Annotated in this window: 21 protein-coding genes, 1 tRNA gene and 3 pseudogenes; 15 read left to right on the forward strand and 10 right to left on the reverse strand. The window is 37.6% G+C overall.

The genetic code is table 11. From position 1 onward, the window contains the following. Window position 1: 1 nt before the first annotated feature. The 3 genes from AYJ55_RS33195 to AYJ55_RS12755 all read right to left on the reverse strand — a co-directional run bounded on the left by AYJ55_RS33195 (window position 2) and on the right by AYJ55_RS12755 (window position 2,122). Window positions 2-130, reverse strand: a complete 129-nt coding sequence (locus AYJ55_RS33195) for an Rpn family recombination-promoting nuclease/putative transposase (protein ID WP_342668171.1) — start codon at window positions 128-130, stop codon at window positions 2-4. A 571-nt stretch (window positions 131-701) separates the two neighbouring features. Then, entirely contained in the window at window positions 702-1,883 is a 1,182-nt protein-coding gene (locus AYJ55_RS12750; protein ID WP_063656760.1) for a tyrosine-type recombinase/integrase, read from the reverse strand. A 164-nt stretch (window positions 1,884-2,047) separates the two neighbouring features. Further along, window positions 2,048-2,122: transfer RNA gene (locus tag AYJ55_RS12755), tRNA-Arg, on the reverse strand. Window positions 2,123-2,604: 482 nt separating this feature from the next. Between AYJ55_RS12755 and mlaA the strand changes: the two genes are divergently transcribed. From mlaA to AYJ55_RS12800, 8 genes and pseudogenes are all read left to right on the forward strand, one after another. After that, on the forward strand, window positions 2,605-3,375 hold the full coding sequence (gene mlaA, locus AYJ55_RS12760; RefSeq protein WP_245677358.1) for a phospholipid-binding lipoprotein MlaA: 771 nt from the start codon (window positions 2,605-2,607) through the stop codon (window positions 3,373-3,375). Between the two features lie 742 nt (window positions 3,376-4,117). Continuing rightward, a protein-coding gene (locus AYJ55_RS12770) for an IS3 family transposase (RefSeq protein WP_162505540.1) occupies window positions 4,118-5,283 on the forward strand; the annotation gives its coding sequence in 2 pieces (ribosomal slippage) (window positions 4,118-4,373 and window positions 4,373-5,283; 1,167 coding nt in all). 103 nt (window positions 5,284-5,386) lie between these two features. Beyond that, the gene (locus AYJ55_RS12775; RefSeq protein ID WP_162505541.1) at window positions 5,387-5,701 is read left to right on the forward strand and encodes a hypothetical protein; all 315 of its coding nucleotides are present in this window, start codon (window positions 5,387-5,389) and stop codon (window positions 5,699-5,701) included. Window positions 5,702-6,026: 325 nt separating this feature from the next. Next, entirely contained in the window at window positions 6,027-6,344 is a 318-nt protein-coding gene (locus tag AYJ55_RS12780) for a hypothetical protein (protein ID WP_187153258.1), read from the forward strand. Further along, window positions 6,328-6,953 (forward strand): annotated as a pseudogene (locus AYJ55_RS12785) (ERF family protein). The gene AYJ55_RS12780 and the pseudogene AYJ55_RS12785 overlap by 17 nt, the downstream one beginning before the upstream one ends. After that, complete coding sequence (locus AYJ55_RS12790) at window positions 6,931-7,371, forward strand: single-stranded DNA-binding protein (protein WP_063656767.1); 441 nt, start codon at window positions 6,931-6,933, stop codon at window positions 7,369-7,371. The pseudogene AYJ55_RS12785 and the gene AYJ55_RS12790 overlap by 23 nt, the downstream one beginning before the upstream one ends. A gap of 268 nt (window positions 7,372-7,639) precedes the next feature. Then, window positions 7,640-8,019, forward strand: a pseudogene (locus AYJ55_RS28995) (KilA-N domain-containing protein); the annotation flags it as partial. Window positions 8,020-8,219: 200 nt separating this feature from the next. Further along, window positions 8,220-8,771: an ORF6N domain-containing protein gene (locus AYJ55_RS12800; RefSeq protein WP_063656771.1), complete on the forward strand. Its 552-nt coding sequence runs from the start codon at window positions 8,220-8,222 to the stop codon at window positions 8,769-8,771. Between the two features lie 343 nt (window positions 8,772-9,114). Here AYJ55_RS12800 and AYJ55_RS12805 read toward each other — a convergent pair whose 3' ends face one another. Both AYJ55_RS12805 and AYJ55_RS12810 read right to left on the reverse strand, forming a co-directional pair. Continuing rightward, window positions 9,115-9,393, reverse strand: coding sequence for a DUF1284 domain-containing protein (locus AYJ55_RS12805; RefSeq protein ID WP_245677372.1), 279 nt, complete (start codon window positions 9,391-9,393; stop codon window positions 9,115-9,117). 117 nt (window positions 9,394-9,510) lie between these two features. Beyond that, entirely contained in the window at window positions 9,511-10,092 is a 582-nt protein-coding gene (locus tag AYJ55_RS12810; RefSeq protein ID WP_063656773.1) for a biotin transporter BioY, read from the reverse strand. Window positions 10,093-10,350: 258 nt separating this feature from the next. Between AYJ55_RS12810 and AYJ55_RS12815 the strand changes: the two are divergent. Next, window positions 10,351-10,617 (forward strand): annotated as a pseudogene (locus AYJ55_RS12815) (transposase); the annotation flags it as partial. A 69-nt stretch (window positions 10,618-10,686) separates the two neighbouring features. Further along, window positions 10,687-11,852, forward strand: a protein-coding gene (locus tag AYJ55_RS12825) for an IS3 family transposase (RefSeq protein ID WP_162505545.1) whose coding sequence is annotated in 2 segments (ribosomal slippage) — window positions 10,687-11,101 and window positions 11,101-11,852 — 1,167 coding nt in all. Because the reading frame shifts where the segments join, the coding sequence is not laid out codon by codon here. 190 nt (window positions 11,853-12,042) lie between these two features. On the opposite strand, the gene AYJ55_RS30805 is transcribed toward AYJ55_RS12825, so the two are convergent. After that, window positions 12,043-12,192 carry a hypothetical protein gene (locus tag AYJ55_RS30805; protein WP_187153259.1) on the reverse strand — a complete coding sequence of 50 codons (150 nt, stop codon included), beginning with the start codon at window positions 12,190-12,192 and terminating at the stop codon, window positions 12,043-12,045. Window positions 12,193-12,532: 340 nt separating this feature from the next. Further along, window positions 12,533-13,228 (reverse strand): outer membrane permeability protein SanA, encoded by a 696-nt coding sequence (gene sanA, locus AYJ55_RS12830; RefSeq protein WP_063656956.1) that lies wholly within the window; start codon window positions 13,226-13,228, stop codon window positions 12,533-12,535. Window positions 13,229-13,451: 223 nt separating this feature from the next. Between sanA and AYJ55_RS12835 the strand changes: the two genes are divergently transcribed. Beyond that, window positions 13,452-13,817, forward strand: a complete 366-nt coding sequence (locus AYJ55_RS12835) for an IS630 transposase-related protein (RefSeq protein ID WP_063653415.1) — start codon at window positions 13,452-13,454, stop codon at window positions 13,815-13,817. A gap of 25 nt (window positions 13,818-13,842) precedes the next feature. Next, window positions 13,843-14,184: a transposase gene (locus tag AYJ55_RS12840; protein ID WP_245677373.1), complete on the forward strand. Its 342-nt coding sequence runs from the start codon at window positions 13,843-13,845 to the stop codon at window positions 14,182-14,184. Window positions 14,185-14,468: 284 nt separating this feature from the next. Here the strand turns inward: AYJ55_RS12840 and AYJ55_RS12845 are convergent, their stop codons facing one another. The 3 genes from AYJ55_RS12845 to metG all read right to left on the reverse strand — a co-directional run bounded on the left by AYJ55_RS12845 (window position 14,469) and on the right by metG (window position 17,783). Beyond that, window positions 14,469-15,164, reverse strand: coding sequence for a CidB/LrgB family autolysis modulator (locus AYJ55_RS12845; RefSeq protein ID WP_063656789.1), 696 nt, complete (start codon window positions 15,162-15,164; stop codon window positions 14,469-14,471). Between the two features lie 5 nt (window positions 15,165-15,169). Next, entirely contained in the window at window positions 15,170-15,622 is a 453-nt protein-coding gene (locus tag AYJ55_RS12850; RefSeq protein WP_162505572.1) for a CidA/LrgA family protein, read from the reverse strand. 133 nt (window positions 15,623-15,755) lie between these two features. After that, on the reverse strand, window positions 15,756-17,783 hold the full coding sequence (metG, locus tag AYJ55_RS12855; RefSeq protein ID WP_063656790.1) for a methionine--tRNA ligase: 2,028 nt from the start codon (window positions 17,781-17,783) through the stop codon (window positions 15,756-15,758). 220 nt (window positions 17,784-18,003) lie between these two features. Here metG and apbC point away from each other — a divergent pair, with 220 nt between their 5' ends. From apbC to dcd, 3 genes are all read left to right on the forward strand, one after another. Continuing rightward, window positions 18,004-19,119, forward strand: coding sequence for an iron-sulfur cluster carrier protein ApbC (gene apbC, locus AYJ55_RS12860; protein ID WP_063656792.1), 1,116 nt, complete (start codon window positions 18,004-18,006; stop codon window positions 19,117-19,119). 187 nt (window positions 19,120-19,306) lie between these two features. Beyond that, complete coding sequence (udk, locus tag AYJ55_RS12865) at window positions 19,307-19,948, forward strand: uridine kinase (RefSeq protein ID WP_063656794.1); 642 nt, start codon at window positions 19,307-19,309, stop codon at window positions 19,946-19,948. Window positions 19,949-19,991: 43 nt separating this feature from the next. Then, entirely contained in the window at window positions 19,992-20,594 is a 603-nt protein-coding gene (dcd, locus tag AYJ55_RS12870) for a dCTP deaminase (protein WP_063656796.1), read from the forward strand. Window positions 20,595-20,628 lie beyond the last annotated feature (34 nt).

The following is a 20,628-nucleotide window of genomic DNA, read 5'->3' on the forward strand; positions in this document are numbered from 1 at the left end:
CTTAGGTGGCCAAATTTAGTATGCCACTACAAATCTCATACGGTAGCCAAATCTCAAAGAAGTCTTTAGCCGTCTCTTTTTCACTCAGAAACTGGCGAAAGACAGCATCATATGGGGCGTTGGGGTGAATTTTTTACTCATCCGACATCTTTCACGGTTGTTAACATCCAGTTGCATTATTGAAAACAAATAAGGTACATTAAGTACGCTACTTACTTTCATCACAATTCAGCTTTAGCAAGGAAGCCCCTACTTGGTCAGGGGCGTTTACTCTTAATGACTCGGACTAAATCGGTATTTCTTCCGTTCTTCGAGCACTGCGCCCGTCTCTTTGGCTTTTTTCTCAACCACGAGTTTCGAACAGGCATATAAAATTCCAGAAATGGCTTAAAAGCAAAGGTTAATTTGCAAGTTACTAAAACGTATAAATTTGTTTAAATTACAGTAAGTTGCTTTTAATTTATAAGATTTTGTCTATTTATATATTATGTTGAATTAAACTTAAAAATAGAGCGTTTTTTTATTGGTGCGAAACTCGTGTCAACTTCAAATAAACCGTGGACCATTTCATCGTTGGGATACTCAGTCCCACTTAATGGCACCATATTAGCAGCGTTGAAGGAAGTTGTTAAGAATTAGTTGTTGGTTGCGTGTTAGTGGTTTTGGAATTAAAAAAGGTAATTTAAGCTGAGAAAGTAACGTTAATCAGTTAAATCATTTTTTGTTGTTATTTGATCAATATACTCTGCAAACCATTGCATCATTTCTTTACGTTTTTCTAGATATTGAGCGTGATTATATATTCCTCGTATGTTATTTCTATCCACGTGAGCTAACTGTCTTTCAATTAAGTCTTTATTGAACCCATGCTCATTTAAAATTGTACTAAATTGATGTCTGAATCCATGACCGCTAGCTATACCATCAAAACCAATGTAACGAATGACACCTAAAACAGTATTTTCACTGATTGGCTTATGTTTGCTATTTCTTCCGGCGGAAACGAAGTGAGATATACTTTTAGTGATTGGCTCTAGATGTTTCAATAAGTTATAAACTTGATCAGACATCGGCACGATATGATCTTTTCTATTCTTCATTACTGCATGAGCAATAGTTATAATTCTTTTATTAAAATTAACGTTTTCCCAAGTTATTGATCTTAGATCTTTTGTTCTTAAAGCGGTGTACTGAAGTACTTGTGTTGCTATTCTACTTATTATGCTTCCTGAAAATGATAATAACGCTCTATTAAACTCGGGTATCTGTGATTCAGTTAGAAAAGGATAATGTTTTTTTATATAACCCCTTTCAGCGTCAACAAGATCTGGTGCTGGATTGTATTTTGCTCTACCAGTTACAATTGCATAGCGAAATACTTCACCACACCTTCTTCTAGCTTTGCTTGCTCTTTCCATAGCACCACGATTTTCAAATAGCCTTATTATATTCACTAACTCCATAGGCTTTATTTCTGAAATGACTCTGTTACCGATAAGCGGTAAAATATCACTTTCAAACATATTTTTTATTTCTTTTCTATATCTTTCTGACCATACTTCGTGCTTGAATGCATACCACTCCTTAAATATTTCAAAAAATGTATTTTTATTTTCTGATTTTATTATTAGTTTACTTTTTGAAATATCAACTCCATTAAGGAGTTCTTTCTTTAATTCAAATGCTTTCTCTCTTGCGTTCTGTAGGGTTATATTTGACACTTTACCTAATGTGTAAATCTTTTCTTTACCCAAAAAATGGTAACGCATTTGCCATACTTTAATACCTGAAATCGGTACATATAGATACAAACCATTACCATCTGACAAACGGTAAGGCTTATCTTTTGTTTTAGCGGATTCTACTTGTTTAACTGCAAGCATTGGGTAAATTTTCGGTTATTAGATATATAATTTACCCCGAATTTACCCAAAAAAGATAGTGGTTGTCAACGAACTTCAGTGAACTATTAAGAACTATAAATACGCATCAATGGAAGTTTTTACTGGATTTTGCGAACTAAAGTGAACAGTCACAAACTGTTTAATGGCGTCCCCTGTAGGAATCGAACCTACAATTAGCCCTTAGGAGGGGCTTGTTATATCCATTTAACTAAGAGGACATAGAATTGTTTCAGTCTAAATTGCTTTAATATACTATTTATTTTACTATTAAATCCCTATAAAAATCAACTTGTTGAATATAATTGGTTTAATTTTATTGCTGATGGCTGGATTTGTGTTTAAATAGGTTTGATTCTCTGTTGCGTTATATTAGAGGAAATCGTTAAATTATTATTTTATAAATTATCATTTAGTGAATTATTTAATAATTATTGTTATTAAATTTGTTTATCTATTTTACATTATCATGTGTTTATCATTTTAAGAATAATTATTATTGTTTGTTTTTTTATATTTTGGGGCTATAACTTAGTGTTATTTATTTGTTTTTTTAACTTATCCCCTATTTAAAATAATTGCTTGCACATTATATGCTTAGATAAATAGTGATTAAATTCTTATTATTAAATCAAAAAGTAAGTAAGATTAAATTAATGAGGATATATAATTATGAATGGACAATCTATGTGAGGGTGTTTTGTTGAATAGAAAAACAAGATTTAAAACATATCGATTATGCGGCGTATTTTTTGCAGTAGGATTGATTACGAGCTGTTCGAGTACACCGACCGATAATCAACAGCGCTCTGATCCGCTAGAGCATTTTAATCGAACGATGTTTGATTTTAATTATCATGTTCTGGATCGTTATGTGGGGCGTCCAGTTGCGGTCGCTTGGCGTGATTATGTTCCTATGCCTGTACGTAATGGTTTAGTCAATTTTTTGGCTAACCTAGAAGAGCCTGCGAGTATGGTGAATAATTTTCTACGCGGTGATATTTATCAAGGAATGAAACATTTCAATCGTTTTTTCCTAAATAGTGTTTTTGGTATGGCGGGATTGATCGATATCGCTTCAATGGCTAATCCTAAACTTGCTAAACAAGAATCTAATCGTTTTGGTAGTACTTTGGGATATTATCAGGTTGGCTACGGTCCATATGTGGTATTGCCAGGTTATGGTAGTTTTACCCTACGAGAAGATGGAGGTGACTGGGCTGACAAGGCTTACCCGATGTTAAGTTACCTTACTTTTTGGATGTCAGCCGGAAAATGGGTATTAGAGGGAATCGAAAAACGGGCACTTTTTTTAGACTCTGATGGAATACTACAAAACTCTTCTGATCCATATTTAATGGTAAGAGAGGCATATTTTCAGAATAAAGATTTTAAGGCGCAGGGAGATGTGTTGAAGCCGACTATTAATCCTAATGCCGCTGTGATTGAAGAAGATTTGGATTCTATTGATTAGTAATAGACTGGTACATTTTAATTTAAATGTTCATGAGTAAAAAAATAACGGTGAGATAATTTATTGATTTTTATGGTCACATTAACTTAAATCTTTATAAATTAAAAAATCAATTAATAATATAATTGTTTGCTAATTATCATTTACGATAAATTATTTAATTAGTGAATGGTGGCATCAGTGGTGATATTTGGATTTAATATTATCATTACTAAATATTTCTTACTAATCGATTTTAGCAAGGATAGCTATTGCTATCCTTTTGTATTTTTAAGAAAAAATTAGAATTTGTAGTTAAAGTTAACGCCAGCTAACCCAGGCGCTGCCACTTGATTTAAATTCATATGCCGGCAGGGGCGTGTACCCATAAGCGCTAACCAAATTTAAATTGAGACAATGATGAAGTCTGATATTGTCGCTTTCGACTTCGAGAGCCTTTAAGCTCTCACTGTGTTTTGTCCCACTTTGATATACATTCAAAGAGTGATACTGCGGGATAAAGAACGTGAATTAACAGGTTAAATATCAGTGATATAGATTGCCATCTGCTAGCTGAATCATTAAGTTTTTTATCGGAGTTTTTGAGGGGAAAAACGTCTGCTGATTGTCAGCAGATGCTCTAACAGACAAGAAAGGAACAGTTTTTCTTGTAACCATGCCTTTATCCCTTGTAGTGGCATACTAAATTTGGCCACCTAAGTTGAGGTGATATGCTTACCTCATAATTTTTATAGGTGCCGAAATGAGTAAAATAATTACTGCTGAATTTAAATGTGAAACCGCCAAATTAGTCCTTGACCAAAATTACACCTACCAGGAAGCCGCGAAAGGCATGAACGTCAGTCTTTCAGCGATTAGCCGGTGGGTAAGAGCCCTTCGTTTAGAACGTCAAGGGAAAACATCGCCTGGTCTGCCATTAACACCTGAACAAATTGAGTTCAGAGAAATGAAGAAAAAAATCCACCGGCTGGAAATGGAGAATGACATCTTAAAAAAGGCTACTGCGCTCTTAATGTCCGACTCACTGAAAAATTTTCGGTAGTTGAAAAGCTAAGAGTGCTTTATCCGGTGAAAACTTTGTGTCGTATTTTTAATGTTCACCGAAGCAGTTATCGCTATTGGTGTCGGCCTAAGGAGCCAGATATTGAGCGGACGATAAAACGTAGCCTAGTCAGCGAAGCGTGGAACGTTAGTGGCGGCTCTGCTGGCGCAAGGACTATCGCCACGATGGTTACCAATACACACAACGTGAAACTTGGGCGGTGGTTAGCGGGTAAGTTGATGAAAGAATTAATCATCGTCAGTTGCCAAGAGCGAAAACATAAATACAACCGCGGTGGAAATGAACGTATTGATATTCCAAATCTGCTCAATAGGCAGTTCGCTGTTACAAAGCCTGACCAGGTTTGGTGCGGCGATGTAACCTATATTTGTACAGGCTCACGATGGGCCTATCTGGCTGTGGTATTGGATTTGTTTGCCCGAAAACCGGTGGGCTGGGCAATGTCATTTGCACCAGACTCAGAATTAACCGCCAAAGCACTACAAATGGCTTGGGAACTACGTGGGCATCCCAAACAGGTGATGTTCCATAGTGATCAGGGAAGTCATTATACCAGTCGTCAGTATAGGCAGGCATTGTGGCGTTATCAGATGACCCAAAGTATCAGTCGCAGAGGGAATTGTTGGGATAATAGTCCGATGGAACGATTCTTCCGTAGTCTGAAGACCGAATGGGTGCCAACGACTGGCTACCAAAGCTTTAGTACTGCTCAGTCAGCCATTATTCGCTACATAACCCACTACTATAGCGATATAAGACCTCACTGGTATAACGGTGGATTAACGCCAAACGAATCAGAGCGACTGTTCCGTGAACAGTCAGGTAGGGTGGCCAATTTTAGTTGACCACTACAATATAACCAATACCTTAAAGGTAAGCTACCGATGAAGAAAGACTGGAACGGTGAATTCACCCACGACAAATATAGTCAGGTGGCATAAGATGACGATGAATCAGGACGTTATTATTGCTCGCATCATTGCAGCATCCAAAGATATTTTTGCTTGCGAAAAAACCATCGTGACGCTGAAAGATATTTATCATTCGGCCATACGCCAATATTTGATTAAGCATGGTGACCCCAGAGCACATTGTGGTTCACTTAGCCCAGAAAAACCGGAATACGAAGGGGTCATCAAGCATACAATCCCCCACTATATAGCGTTAATGAAGAAAAAGCGTGAACTCTATAACGCCCACCGTCGACACCGCAGAGCAACACAGGCGCTACTCAAGTATCAATCAAAGAAAACGGACGCATAAAAACCGTATTCTACCAATCAATCCCATCTGAATATCAATTAAGAGTTAACAATATGAACCAGTTTAAACAGCAGGAGCTTCGCTACGTCTTAAATAGCTTAAAAAAGACACCATAAAAATTATCCCCACCTTGCTAATCATCGCGTTAGCAAGCCTCGTTTTACTCTTAGCAAGATAGGAATAACTCATGACCTTGTTTGAATTGACCCAGTTGCTCAAGGAGCGAAAAAAAAGCAATGAGCTTAACGAGCATAACGAGCATAACGAGCATAACAAAGTATGAACATCAACGTGAAGTGTTAGGACAAAAAAACGTCCCTATCAGTTGGCAGGATTTTCGAGGAGATTTTACATGAACAAGCCAAGGTTAACGGACAACAAACGAAACAAATCAAGTGATGAGGCGATCGCTTATGCAATGGAACAGATTGAGGTAATAAAGCAAGGAAAAACACCACTTTCACCCTCCACCAAAGAAAAGAAACTTGCTATGGAATCGCATTATGAGCGATTGAAAAAACTGAATGATTCAATCATTGAATCACCGATTAATTGGCAATCTAAAACACCATTCTCAGAAGCAGACGAGCGGGGATATGGTCAAGTAGATACATGGGGGATTAACAATGAGTCAGGTTTATAAAGCCATTAGTGAGGTCGCTAAACATTTATCTGAAATAGGGATAAAAAAGACAGGAGAAAATACAACACAGAATTTTAAATTCAGAAGTATTGATGCAGTTTATAACGCCCTCTCTCCGGCTCTTGTTAAGCACGGATTGCTTATTTTACCTCGCATTATTGAACGCAATGTGACAGAGAGACAAACAAGAAATGGCGGAAGCTTATTTTATGTCACCGTTAATTTTATTGCCACTGAAGATGGTAGCAAACATACCGTAACCACATTTGGTGAGGCGATGGATGCTGGAGACAAAGCGACCAACAAAGCCATGTCCATTGCTTACAAATATGCGGCGTTTCAAGCGTTTTGTATCCCAACAGAAGAAACAGCTATTGCCCCTGACGCTGAGACTCATGATGTTGTTTACAAACAGGAAACCTCAGCGGATATCCTCACTGAGTTTACAGGGAAAGCGACTTCATCAAAAACAGTTATTGAACTAAAAAATACTTTAGCACGGCATGGAAAACATTAGACGGAACAATTGAGCAGGCTAAAGCCAAAGAAGTTTATGACATGCGTAAATCAGAATTGGAGGAATCTTATGGCAAACCAAAACCAATGTAACTTTACCGGACGCATCGGTAAATTAAAAATTCGCTATACCCAGGATAAAATTCCCATCACCGTATTATTAATCGCTATCAGTAAAGCAAGGAAAGATAATAGCGGTCAATGGATTGACGAAACCACATGGATAAATTGCAAGGCATTTAAGCAAATAGCCGAATATATCAATAATTATGCACAAAAAGGCACTTTTGTTCGTATTACGGCAACTTATCAGGAAAATAAATGGACAGACAAATCCGGTCAGCAAAGGATATCACCTGAATTTCTGGTCAATGACATTGAAATATTGGGAAATAGAAAACAGAAAAAACCGCAGGAAAGCCAAGGTAAACTGAATATACCAACGACAAGCCAGCCAAACAGTAACGCTATTCATCAAGCTGATTTTGAAGACCAAGACATCCCCTTTTAAACGCAGGAGAAACCACCATGTGGATTTTAATTTTAGCCATGTACGGCCAGCCCTTACGCATCAAGTAACTTTGCAAGCGTTAATACACAGGAGTTTAACACTGAGAACATGTATCAATTCGCCGCTAAACAGTTTGAGCGGGAATTTGAAACTTTCAAAGATATAGATGCCAAAGCCATTTGCGTTAAAAAGTAATTACCCTACCTGTATTTACCCTACTTAATCAACATCAATACACATTCATCAATTAACTTTGAGGAATCACTATATGCAAAATCTAACAAATGAAAATTATCCCATTATTGCGGGTGTAGAAATCACGACAGACTCAGAAGGTCGTTTCAACCTTAATGCGTTACATAAAGCCAGTGGTGAAGGTGAACATAAAGCACCTAACCAATGGCTACGAACTAAACAGGCAAAAGAACTCATCTTAGAATTAGAGGCTAACTTATTGAAAAATAACTAGACTGCAAATATGCAGCCTGCTCATAAAGTACTCAATGTTGTTAATGGTGGCTCATCACCAGGCACGTTTGCTCATGAGCCTTTAGCCATTGAGTATGCAGGATGGATTGCGCCAAAGTTCAGATTGATGGTTACCAAACCTTCCTTGATTACAAAACAGGAAGATTAGCTCCTGTCATCTCAACAACAGACTGGTTAGATAATCCAGCACAATTACAAAAAATGCTGATTAGTTATACCGAGCAAATAGAAAAAATGTTGGGAGTCCAGCAAATGAGTACCACCTTTCCCATGATATAGCCAAACAGTACTTTATTGAAAGTTTTAATTCCTTTATAGCTCAACCCACATTATATCCAATTTACTAAAGGATAATTACGATGAAATATGAATTAATTACTATCGATTCTAATCCATTACCCATCATCGAGTGGCAAAATGCTCGTGTTGTGACTACTGAAACACTTGCTAAAGGATACGGAACAACTGAAGCAAATATTAGAAAAAATCTGTCACGCAATAAAGATAGATTCATAGAAGGTATTCATGTATTTACTATCAAAAATAATGATCTTAGAACATTTCGTAACCAAGTTATTAATGGTCACTCGGTTAATAAACATACAACATCATTGACATTATGGACAGAGAAAGGCGCAGCTCGTATGTCAAAAGTTGTTGATACTGATGAAGCATGCTCTTTCTTTGAAAAAATGGAAAACGCCTATTTCCGTTCAGCTCAATCTCCAAAAGCATTACCTGGAAATTATATTCAAGCATTGGAAACTCTAGTTGAGTCAGAAAAAGAAAAGCTGGTTATTTCAGATGAACGTGATGAAGCAATTAGGACAAAATCACAAATCAGTCGCACTCGTGAAGCTTCTGCAATGGGTAAACTCAGTGTTGCTATTCCACGAGTTTCGCACCAATAAAAAACGCTCTATTTTTAAGTTTGATTCAGCATAATATATAAATAGACAAAATATTATGAATTAAAAGCAACTTATTGTAATTTAAACAAATTTATACGTTTTAGTAACTTGCAAATTAACCATTGCTTTTAGCCATTTCTGGAATTTTATATGCCTGTGCGAAACTCGTGTGAGCGATTGACTTTATCGCAGTTAGTCAAATAGAATTACACAAACATTCTTTATTATGGTGATAGTATCAAGCTGTAGTGCCACTGAAGATGAAACTTTCAACAGCGGCAACTGTATTGAAACTTAAAAACAATTGTTCTTATGTTTGAATTGATGATTTAGCATAGTCATTTCACGCGATTAAACTGCAAAACTCACTCCATTCACAACCAATACAAGCTTGGCGAGTTTGGCCGCTTGCGAACACTTGGCGCATTCGGTGTAAAAATTCAAAATCGAGAATAATCTTCTCACCTTCTGCAATCCGGTAACCTAGAAATCTGCCAATATCATTTACGGCGAGGTGATCTCGTTCACTGACACTTTTGCGAAGACAATGTGGTTCTCTTACTTCATCAAGTTCAAGAAGCGGTGCACATATGTCGTCTGGCCCAGAAACAAGTAAGAACATCTTCACCTAGCTTCAGACGGTGGACAATCTTGTTAAAGTTATCAATAAATGCATCGTTATAGCCTTCTCCAGCATAGGTTAACAGGCAGAGCAGATGATGAGGACGTATCTTGATGGTCATTTTTTCTCAGTTCTTGTTAGAAGCTTTAGTGTTATGGCTCCTAGAGCAGATTTGACAATTCCACCCACTAAGAAAGGTATCACGCCTAGAACCACGGCCTGCTTATATCCAATGATGCTGGTAAGCCATACTGCTCCGAATAAGAGACAAAAAGCATTACATATGAGCATACCGTTAAAGGCAAGAAGTACTCGGCTACCATTCCAGCCTCGTTCTGATAACCATCCCATTAGAATCCCAGCAATGGGGAAGGCAAATAGATATCCTGCGGTCGGACCAACAAAGTAATGAAGGCCGCTAGCACCTCCAGCTAACACAGGCAGGCCCAAAACACCTTCAATCAACCATGCTATGATCGTCATGCCACCGAGACGCCAGCCATAAAGTGCACCTAGCAGCGTAACAGCGAATGTCTGCATCGTCATTGGCACTGGAATCATTGGTACCTCAATATACGATGATAATGTTAAAAAGAGGTTCCCAAAGATGAGTGCTACAAGTTTCCATGCAGGTGATTGATTCTTCAAGGGTATAAGATTAAAAGTAGGTTTAATAACAGATTCAAATGAATTACTCATATTATTTCCTTTCTATTTAATTTCAATGGACCATTATTTACAAAGATTTTTTAGCATACCAGATTAATCAGTTATTTTGATTAATTATTTTTTACTGGACAATATCACGAGTTTCGCACCAATAAAAAAACGCTCTATTTTTAAGTTTAATTCAGCATAATATATAAATAGACAAAATCTTATAAATTAAAAGCAACTTATTGAGTAGTGTTCAAAAATCTGTGTCATATCTTAAACTCAAAAAAAGAGGTATGACATATGAGAAATCAATCATTTAATTTTGATGAAGCGTTGAAGCAATTACAATCAGGTAAAAATTTACTCGGTACAGATGGAATACTCACACCACTCATAAAACAGCTGACCGAAGCTGCCCTGCAGGCAGAAATAGAACACTACCTATGGACAACGTCAATCGATACGCGTAAAAATGGCTATACTCGAAAAACGGTTAAATCGACATCAGGTCAATTTGAACTGAAAACGCCCAGAGACAGGTCAGGTGCTTTTGAGCCTCAGCTTGTAGTGGCATACTAAATTTGGCCACCTAAGTTGAGGTGATATGCTTACCTCATAATTTTTATAGGTGCCGAAATGAGTAAAATAATTACTGCTGAATTTAAATGTGAAACCGCCAAATTAGTCCTTGACCAAAATTACACCTACCAGGAAGCCGCGAAAGGCATGAACGTCAGTCTTTCAGCGATTAGCCGGTGGGTAAGAGCCCTTCGTTTAGAACGTCAAGGGAAAACATCGCCTGATCTGCCATTAACACCTGAACAAATTGAGTTCAGAGAAATGAAGAAAAAAATCCACCGGCTGGAAATGGAGAATGACATCTTAAAAAAGGCTACTGCGCTCCTTAATGTCCGACTCACTGAAAAATTTTCGGTAGTTGAAAAGCTAAGAGTGCTTTATCCGGTGAAAACTTTGTGTCGTATTTTTAATGTTCACCGAAGCAGTTATCGCTATTGGTGTCGGCCTAAGGAGCCAGATATTGAGCGGACGATAAACGTAGCCTAGTCAGCGAAGCGTGGAACGTTAGTGGCGGCTCTGCTGGCGCAAGGACTATCGCCACGATGGTTACCAATACACACAACGTGAAACTTGGGCGGTGGTTAGCGGGTAAGTTGATGAAAGAATTAATCATCGTCAGTTGCCAAGAGCGAAAACATAAATACAACCGCGGTGGAAATGAACGTATTGATATTCCAAATCTGCTCAATAGGCAGTTCGCTGTTACAAAGCCTGACCAGGTTTGGTGCGGCGATGTAACCTACATTTGGACAGGCTCACGATGGGCCTATCTGGCTGTGGTATTGGATTTGTTTGCCCGAAAACCGGTGGGCTGGGCAATGTCATTTGCACCAGACTCAGAATTAACCGCCAAAGCACTACAAATGGCTTGGGAACTACGTGGGCATCCCAAACAGGTGATGTTCCATAGTGATCAGGGAAGTCATTATACCAGTCGTCAGTATAGGCAGGCATTGTGGCGTTATCAGATGACCCAAAGTATCAGTCGCAGAGGGAATTGTTGGGATAATAGTCCGATGGAACGATTCTTCCGTAGTCTGAAGACCGAATGGGTGCCAACGACTGGCTACCAAAGCTTTAGTACTGCTCAGTCAGCCATTATTCGCTACATAACCCACTACTATAGCGATATAAGACCTCACTGGTATAACGGTGGATTAACGCCAAACGAATCAGAGCGACTGTTCCGTGAACAGTCAGGTAGGGTGGCCAATTTTAGTTGACCACTACAGAGGTGAATCTTTTAGTCATTAAAAATTTACCTAAAAATGAGGTATTTAATAAGTCATCATAACCCCATAAATTATATTATGGACTCTTAGAAAAAATCTCTTCTTCCATTTTTTTAATAGAATTGCCATTTTCTTAATGCACCATAAATCATTATGGTGCGTTTTTTATACAAAAACATGATTAATGACCCAGACTAAATCGGTATTTTTTCCGTTCTTCGAGCACTGCGCCCATCTCTTTAGCTTTTTTCTCAGCTTCAAAAAATCCGTGGACTATTTCACCGTCTCGAAATCGCCAAGCGTCGCCCGTGCCATTTTCCAGTCTTGCCATCCAGACTTCACTATCCTTTTTTGGTAGCTTTGATTTTCTTTAACCATTATTCATCTTAACCCTTTAAACAAACAGCCCCATCCAAGGGGAATCATATTAGCAGCGTTGTAGGAAGCTGTTAACTATTAGTTGTTGGTTGGGTGTAAGTGGCTTTGTGTGAGATTGTAGTTTTGTTCTTGGTATTTTGCCAAAGATAGCACACGGGGGTGAAAAAATAATTTGTACATAACTGTGTATATAAAAATAAATTAAAACATCATGAAATTAAATAACTTGATGATTAATAATATATACTTTATCTAACTTGTTATTTCAAAAATTCGCTACTTGCTAGCTGAAATTATTTCAGCTCTTTAGGTAAAACGGCAGGATATCCTTTGATGCCATCAGGCATTTTTATCGGTGCGGGAATAGATTCCTGTTGTCCCAAAAAACGGGGTTCACTTTTTAATATATAGAGATCAATTAGGGCATAAATACGGGCAAAAACCTCGCGTAAACGAACTTTAATGATTTTTTTTGGCGAGGAAACTGCATAGCACTGTGCATCTATCCCTTTTTTCATAGCGATAAATAATGCTCTTTCACAATGGAAACGTTGGGTAATAATAGTAAAGTTGTTAGTGGCAAACACTTGGTGGGTTCGGACAACAGAATCCAATGTTCTGAAGCCTGCAAAATCTAACACAATTTTTGCGGCTGGGATACCAGCTGAGATTAGATCTCTACGCATGGTGATAGGTTCATTATAATTGTAATGGGCATTATCACCGCTAACGAGCAAGTATTTTATTTTACCGCTATTATAAGCGTTAATAGCGCCCTGAATTCGATATTTATAGTACTCATTAGGTAAACCGGCAGAATAATATTTTGATGTACCTAAAATCATACCAACGCTGCGAGGTGGTAATTTTTTTACATCATCATAGATATAGTCAGCAGTTTTCCAACTAATCCAACGATCGAATGCCAGAGTAGCAACGATTGCTGTTACTATAATGGTAAGTAAGCTATAAATAAGGAATTTCCTCATCATTTATGCCTATAGATTACAGGATAGAGAAAGTCAGCTTAATAAGGGCTATTTTACTTATTATCATGCGCGGCCCCTGATTAATTCAACAGCTTATTGCTAGATAAGACTTATAATAGTCAGAAGGCAGCAAATTTGTAAATACGATATTCAGACTAGCTGGAATTACCTCCAATTAGTTACTTTATAGCTAGGCGACTTAATTTTGATTACAAGGTGTGTTATGAGTTATACAATTGATTTTCGACGTAAAGTAATATCTGTAAGGAAAGCCGAAGGTTTAACAATTCGAGAAACTGCGAAACAATTCCGTATTGGAAAAGCGTCTTTAGTACGTTGGCTTAAACGACCAGAGCCAAAAAATTCAACGCCACGTAAGAGGAAGCTCGATAAAAATGCTTTAGCAAAAGATGTGGAACAGTATCCAGATGCTTACCAAAAGGAACGGGCAGAGCGATTCGGTGTTTGTAAAAAGACTATTTGGCAATCCCTTAAAAAGCTGGGATTAACCTATAAAAAAAACTCTATTCCATCCAAAAACCAACGAAAGCGACAGGCTGGCACATCAGCAAAAAAGACAACAGTATGAAAAAAAAGATAAATCTGTTGTTTTTATTGATGAAAGTGGTTTTTCACATGACACTCCACGAACTCACGGCTATTCCCCAAAAGGTCACCGTTGTTTTGGCCTGAAAAACTGGGGTGCTAAGGGAAGAACAAATGTTATTGGCGCTTTATTGGGAACAACCCTTTTTGCTATCGGATTATTTGATTGCAATATTAATCGTGATGTTTTTTATGTTTGGATCACAAAAATATTGCTCCCAGAACTTCCTGAAAATTCTGTTATTTTTATGGACAACGCTAGCTTTCACAAAGGTAAGAATATTGAACAGGCAATTATAAACGCAGGACACCAGATAGAATATTTGCCTGTGTATTCTCACCAGATTTAAATCCTATAGAACATAAATGGTCTCAAGCTAAACGTAAAAAGATGGAAACAGGATGCACTATCGATGACCTGTTTTTAATACATATGCTGTAATCAAAATTAAGTCGCCTAGCTATAACACATTGTTAAAGACTACTGTGGCAACTGGCTAGATTTGATTTAAATTTATTCACTAAAATAGTCTAAAAAATTAAAGTTATCGCCCGCCAGTGAGATTAACTTTTCTACATAAAATATAGAGAAAGTGATTACTATGTTGTTGATTCATTTTTTATAGCTAATCATTTAATGTAATAAATCGATTATTAAAGGAAAAATGAAAGGGGCAATTAATGAGGTGATTATGCCACACGTCATTAATGCGAGAGAACTATAGGCACCTTCAATGTAGTTTATCTCGGCACTACGCGCAGTACCTACTGCATGTGAGGCTGCTCCCATCGCTAATCCTCGAGCAATAGGGTTTTTTATACGCAAAAAATTAAACAGTAATTGTCCAAACATAGCACCAAAAATGCCAACTAAAATCACACAAGCTGCACTGATGGCTGGTATGCCGCCAATCGCTTGTGAAACAGCCATCGCAATGGGTGTTGTAACAGATTTTGGTAATATTGAAGCAGCCATTTCGACGCTCGCGCCTGTCCATAACGCAATAGCGGTTCCTGTTACCATAGCAATAAGACTCGCTATAAAACAAACACTAATAATGGATTTCCATTGGGCACGAATTTGATGTAATTGCTCGTATAATGGTAAAGCCAAGGTGATAACTGCCGGCTGTAACAAATCATTGAGAATACGGCTACCAGAGAAATAATGGCTGTATGAAGTATGTGTTATTAGTAAAGTAGCAATAATGATACTGATTGAAATTAACAGGGGATTTAAAATAGTTAATCGATATTTTTGGGATAATTTTCTCGCTAATAAGAAAACGATAATGGTAAAAGGTAGTGACCACCAGATATGATTTAACATTGTTGTTACTCGTTATTTGGCTTATTTTTTGGCTTAATTTGGCTTTTTTTCTGCTGCTTACCACCATCCGAGGTATTTAAATTAGGTTCACGATGAATATAGTGTGAGCTATAAGCAACAATAATCATAATAATTAAGGTACTAATAACGCAGGAGAGTAATATAGGGATAATTTGTTGGCTAAGCATATCATAATAATTCATTATGCCTACCCCAATTGGAATAAATAGCAATGTCATATTTTTGAGTAGCAAGTGACAACCCGGTTGTATCCAGTGGACAGGTATGATTTGGACAGTTAATAAGCTAAACAACACCAGCATGCCAATTATACTACCTGGCATAGAAAAAGGCAGTAAATTTGATATTAGGTTTCCTATTATTAGGCAGAGATAAATGAGTAAAAAAGCGCGTAAATATTGCCAACTAATATAAAGGATATTTTTGCAAAACAACATAATACAAGTCCTATAACAAAACATACTGATAATACAATTAGCCCACTTAATGTGCCAGGCTGGAGTAGTCACTGGGATTAAAAATGGCGAAAATGCTATTGTCGCCATTTTAATTTAATGTTTTCTATGTTATCTATTTTACTTGCATACCGGGCTTGGCGCCAGCATCTGGACTTAATAGAAAGATATCTTTGTTACCAGGACCGGCGGCTAATACCATCCCTTCTGAAACGCCAAAACGCATTTTTCGTGGTGCTAAATTAGCGACCATGATCGTTAAGCGCCCTTCAAGTATTTTCGGATCAGGATAAGCCGCGCGAATACCAGAAAAAACTTGTCGGCTGCTATCACCTAAATCTAATTGTAGTCTTAGCAGCTTATCGGAGCCTTCGACTAAATTAGCTTGCTTAATTAAAGCAACTCGTAAGTCGACTTTGTTGAAGTCATCAAAATTTATGACATCTTGGAAAGAATTTTCGGAATCTTGTTGATTAGTCATTGTTTGCGCCGTTATATTTTCGCTAGATGCCGCTAACATAGCGGTTACATTGTTCGTTTCAATTCGCTGGAATAAGGTTTTAAATGGCATAATTTCATGATTTAGCAAAGGGTCGCTAATATCATCCCAGTTGAGTGAAATATTTAAAAAAGTTTCTACCCTGTTCGTGAGTCCCGGTAATATAGGTTTTAAATAAGTCATTAGTACGCGAAATAAATTGATACCCATCGAACAGATATCATGTAAATCTTGTTCGCAACCTTCCTGCTTAGCAACTACCCAGGGTGCTTGCTCATTGATATAACGATTGGCTAGATCGGCAAGTAACATAATTTCACGAATCGCCTTATTGTATTCACGATGACAAAATTGTTGACCAATTTTGTCTGCTGCGGCAATAAATTGCTGGTAAAGCTCAGGAGCCGCAAGTTGCGATGATAACTTATCATGAAAGCGTTTATTGATGAATCCAACATTGCGAGCCGCGAGGTTGACGACTTTATTCACGATGTCGCTATTTACCCGTTGGACAAAGTCTTCTAAGTTAAGGTCAATATCATCAATGCGGGAAGAAAGCTTAGCGGCATAATAGTAACGTAAACAATCAGCATCCAGCTGATCTAAATAGGCGCGCGCGGTAATAAAAGTACCCCGTGATTTAGACATTTTTGCGCTATTTACAGTGATATAACCGTGAACAAAGATATTGGTAGGCTTACGATAACCACTACCTTCTAATATTGCTGGCCAAAATAGGCTATGGAAGTAGACAATGTCTTTACCCATAAAGTGGTAAAGATCGGCAGTAGAATCTTTGTACCAATAACTATCGAAATCAATATTGGGTTGTTTGTCACATAGATTTTTAAATGTCCCCATATAACCAATAGGAGCGTCTAACCAGACGTAAAAATATTTGCCTTGTTCATTAGGAATTTCAAAACCGAAGTAAGGGGCATCACGAGTAATATCCCATTGCTGTAAACCCGCCTCGAACCACTCTTGCATTTTATTTGCCACTTGTGGTTGCAAAGCCCCTGAGCGTGTCCAAGTTTGCAGCATATGACTAAATGCGGGTAAATCAAAGAAAAAATGCTCTGTTTCACGCATTTCAGGCGTTGCTCCAGAAATCACCGAGTGGGGATTGATAAGTTCTGTTGGGTTATAAGTTGCGCCACAGACCTCACAATTATCACCGTATTGATCAGCGGCTTGGCATTTTGGGCAACCCCCTTTAACAAAGCGATCGGGTAGAAACATACCTTGCTTAGGATCATAAAGTTGCGAGATAGTTTTGTTTTTGATATAGCCACTCTTTTTTAGTGTTAAATAAATTTGTTCAGATAATGTTTTATTTTCTACACTATGAGTTGAATGGTAATTATCATAACTAATGGCAAAGTCAGCAAGATCGTGTTGATGTTCCTGATTTACTTTACTAATCATCTCCTCAGGCGTTATACCTAATTGCTGAGCTTTTAGCATAATTGGAGTGCCATGGGCATCATCGGCACAAATAAAGTAAACCTGTTTGCCGCGCATTCGTTGATAACGAACCCAAATATCGGCCTGAATATGCTCTAACATATGGCCAAGGTGTATTGAACCGTTAGCATAAGGTAACGCACAGGTTACCAAAAGTTTTTTCGCGACTTGAGGCATAGTAAGGATCTAATTTCCATAAAAATTGAACAATAATTTGATGTTAACTGATTGCGTTTTTTCCGGCTAGGCCTGAACATGACTAATCAATCATTATTTTATCGTAATTTTGCTTGATAAGCGTCGTTTTTATTATCTATGTTATCTTAATTAAATTGTTCTCTGGTATGTTGTAGTGATTAATTGTTGATAATTTAATACTAATATAAAAGGAGCTGCGATGAATTCAGGATCCTTGAAACAAACAAAAGCAGAAAAGTTAACTCAGCAAGTCGCTGAGATTTTAGACACATTTTCTCATCCAACACTGCAAAGTAATCTGAGTACATTAAAGGCATTATGTCATTGTGTATTACTCGATGATGTTTTACATATTGAATTAGTCATGCCCTTTGCCTGGAAAACGCCGTTTAAGTTATTAATTGAGCAGCTGACACCGCAATTACGAAAAATAACTGGCGCTCAAACAGTAGAGTGGAAATTACGTCATAATATCAATACATTACGTAGAGCGAATAATTTGCCTAGCATTAATGGAGTGCGTAATATTATTGCTGTCAGTTCATGTAAAGGAGGGGTTGGCAAATCAACCACAACAGTGAATTTGGCGTTGGCATTAGCGCAAGAAGGAGCGAAGGTAGGTATTCTGGATGCTGATATTTATGGCCCCTCTATTCCGACTATGTTGGCAACTAAAAATCAGCGGCCCACATCACCTGATGGGCATCATATGGTACCTATAAAAGCTTATTATGGGCTAGCGACTAATTCAATTGGTTATTTGATTAATGATGATAATGCGATGATATGGCGTGGTCCAATGGCTAGCAAGGCTTTGATGCAAATGTTACAGGATACCGAATGGCCAGATTTAGATTATTTAGTGATTGATATGCCACCTGGAACTGGTGATATTCAATTAACCTTAGCACAGAATATACCCGTTACCGCGGCGATTGTTGTTACCACACCACAAGATATTGCTTTGCTTGATGCGATGAAAGGCATCGCGATGTTCGACAAAGTGAAAGTGCAGGTATTGGGTATTGTTGAAAATATGAGTCTACATATTTGTAGTAATTGTGGCCACGTAGAGCCTATTTTTGGTTCAGGTGGAGCAGAAATATTGGTTGAAAAATACCAATGCAAGCTGTTAGGTAAGATCCCATTACATATTTCTTTGCGTGAGGATTTAGATCAAGGTCAACCGACAGTAATGCGCGATCCTAATGGTGAGTTCGCTGATATTTATCGGGAAATAGCATCGACGATTTCTGCTCAGATGTATTGGGCAGGAGAAAAAATTCCCACTGAAATTGCTTTCCGAGCTATTTAAACTGATTAATTCCATAGCTTATTGATTGAAAATAAATATGAAGTGATAATTATTATTAGGTCTTGTTATGAAAATTAGCCAGACCTAATTTTAAATGCTGGAAGATATTACAATAACCCCTTATAATTCCGGCGCTCATAATATTTAATTATATTAATTTCTTTTATTCAAACTCAGGTTATTTAAAATGGCTGATCCAGCACATAAGGGTGCTATTGTAGGTATATCTGGTGCTTCAGCATCGGGTAAAAGTCTTATTGCGAAAACGCTTTATCATGAATTACGTACTCAAGTGGGTGACCACAATATTGGTGTGATTACTGAGGATTGTTACTATCGAGATCAACATGACATTCCGATGGAAGAACGAGTGAAAGTAAATTACGACCATCCCAACTCAATGGATCATGATTTGCTTTTTCATCATCTTCAATTGTTGAAGGCAGGAAAAGGCATTGATCTGCCACAATATGATTATACTCAGCATACGCGTAAGCGAGAGACCATTTTTTTTCAGCCTAAAAAAGTGATTATTATTGAAGGTATTTTATTATTAACCGATAAGTGCTTACGTAATAATATGGATTTTTCCATTTATGTTGATACGCCACTGGATATTTGCTTAGTAAGAAGAATTAAACGGGATGTCAATGAACGAGGAAGAACATTAGATTCTGTTATTGAACAATATACTAAAACTGTTCGTCCAATGTTTCTTCAATTTATTGAGCCATCGAAACAATATGCAGATATTATTGTTCCTCGTGGCGGAAAAAATCGAGTGGCGATTGATATTCTAAAAGCAAAAATAGAGGAGTTCTGCCAATAATTATCTATAAATAGATTAGGCATTCTCGCAAGGAGATGGAAAAATGCGACTTTGTGACCGTGATATAGTTAAATGGCTTGATGAAAAGAAATTGGTTATTGAACCACGCCCATCAATCGAACGGATCAATGGGGTAACCGTTGATGTTTGTTTAGGCAATAAATTTCGAATATTTCAGGGCTATACTGCACCTTATATCGATCTTAGTGGGCCCAAAAATGAAGTTAATGCTGCATTAGATCGGGTGATGAGTGATGAAATTACCTTAAGCCATAATGATGCGTTTTTTTTGCATCAGGGTGAATTAGCATTGGCGGTCACTTTAGAATCAGTCACTTTGCCTGATAATGCTGTTGGTTGGCTTGATGGCCGTTCTTCTATTGCTCGCTTGGGATTGATGGTGCATGTTACTGCTCACCGTATTGATCCCGGTTGGTGCGGTCAGATTGTGCTAGAGTTTTATAATTCAGGTAAACTGCCATTGGCACTACGGCCGGGTATGGTTATTGGCGCATTAAGTTTTGAAGTTTTATCTGGTTCAGCTGAGCGCCCCTATAATCGCCGTCAGGATGCAAAATATAAAAATCAACAAGGTGCAGTAGGGAGTAGAATTAGTGAAGATGATAAAAGTAATCATAAATTGTGAGATTTTAAGTTAATTAATTCGGTGTTTCGCTGAA

Source organism: Candidatus Arsenophonus triatominarum (assembly GCF_001640365.1).
In the GTDB taxonomy this organism is placed as follows: domain Bacteria; phylum Pseudomonadota; class Gammaproteobacteria; order Enterobacterales; family Enterobacteriaceae; genus Arsenophonus; species Arsenophonus triatominarum.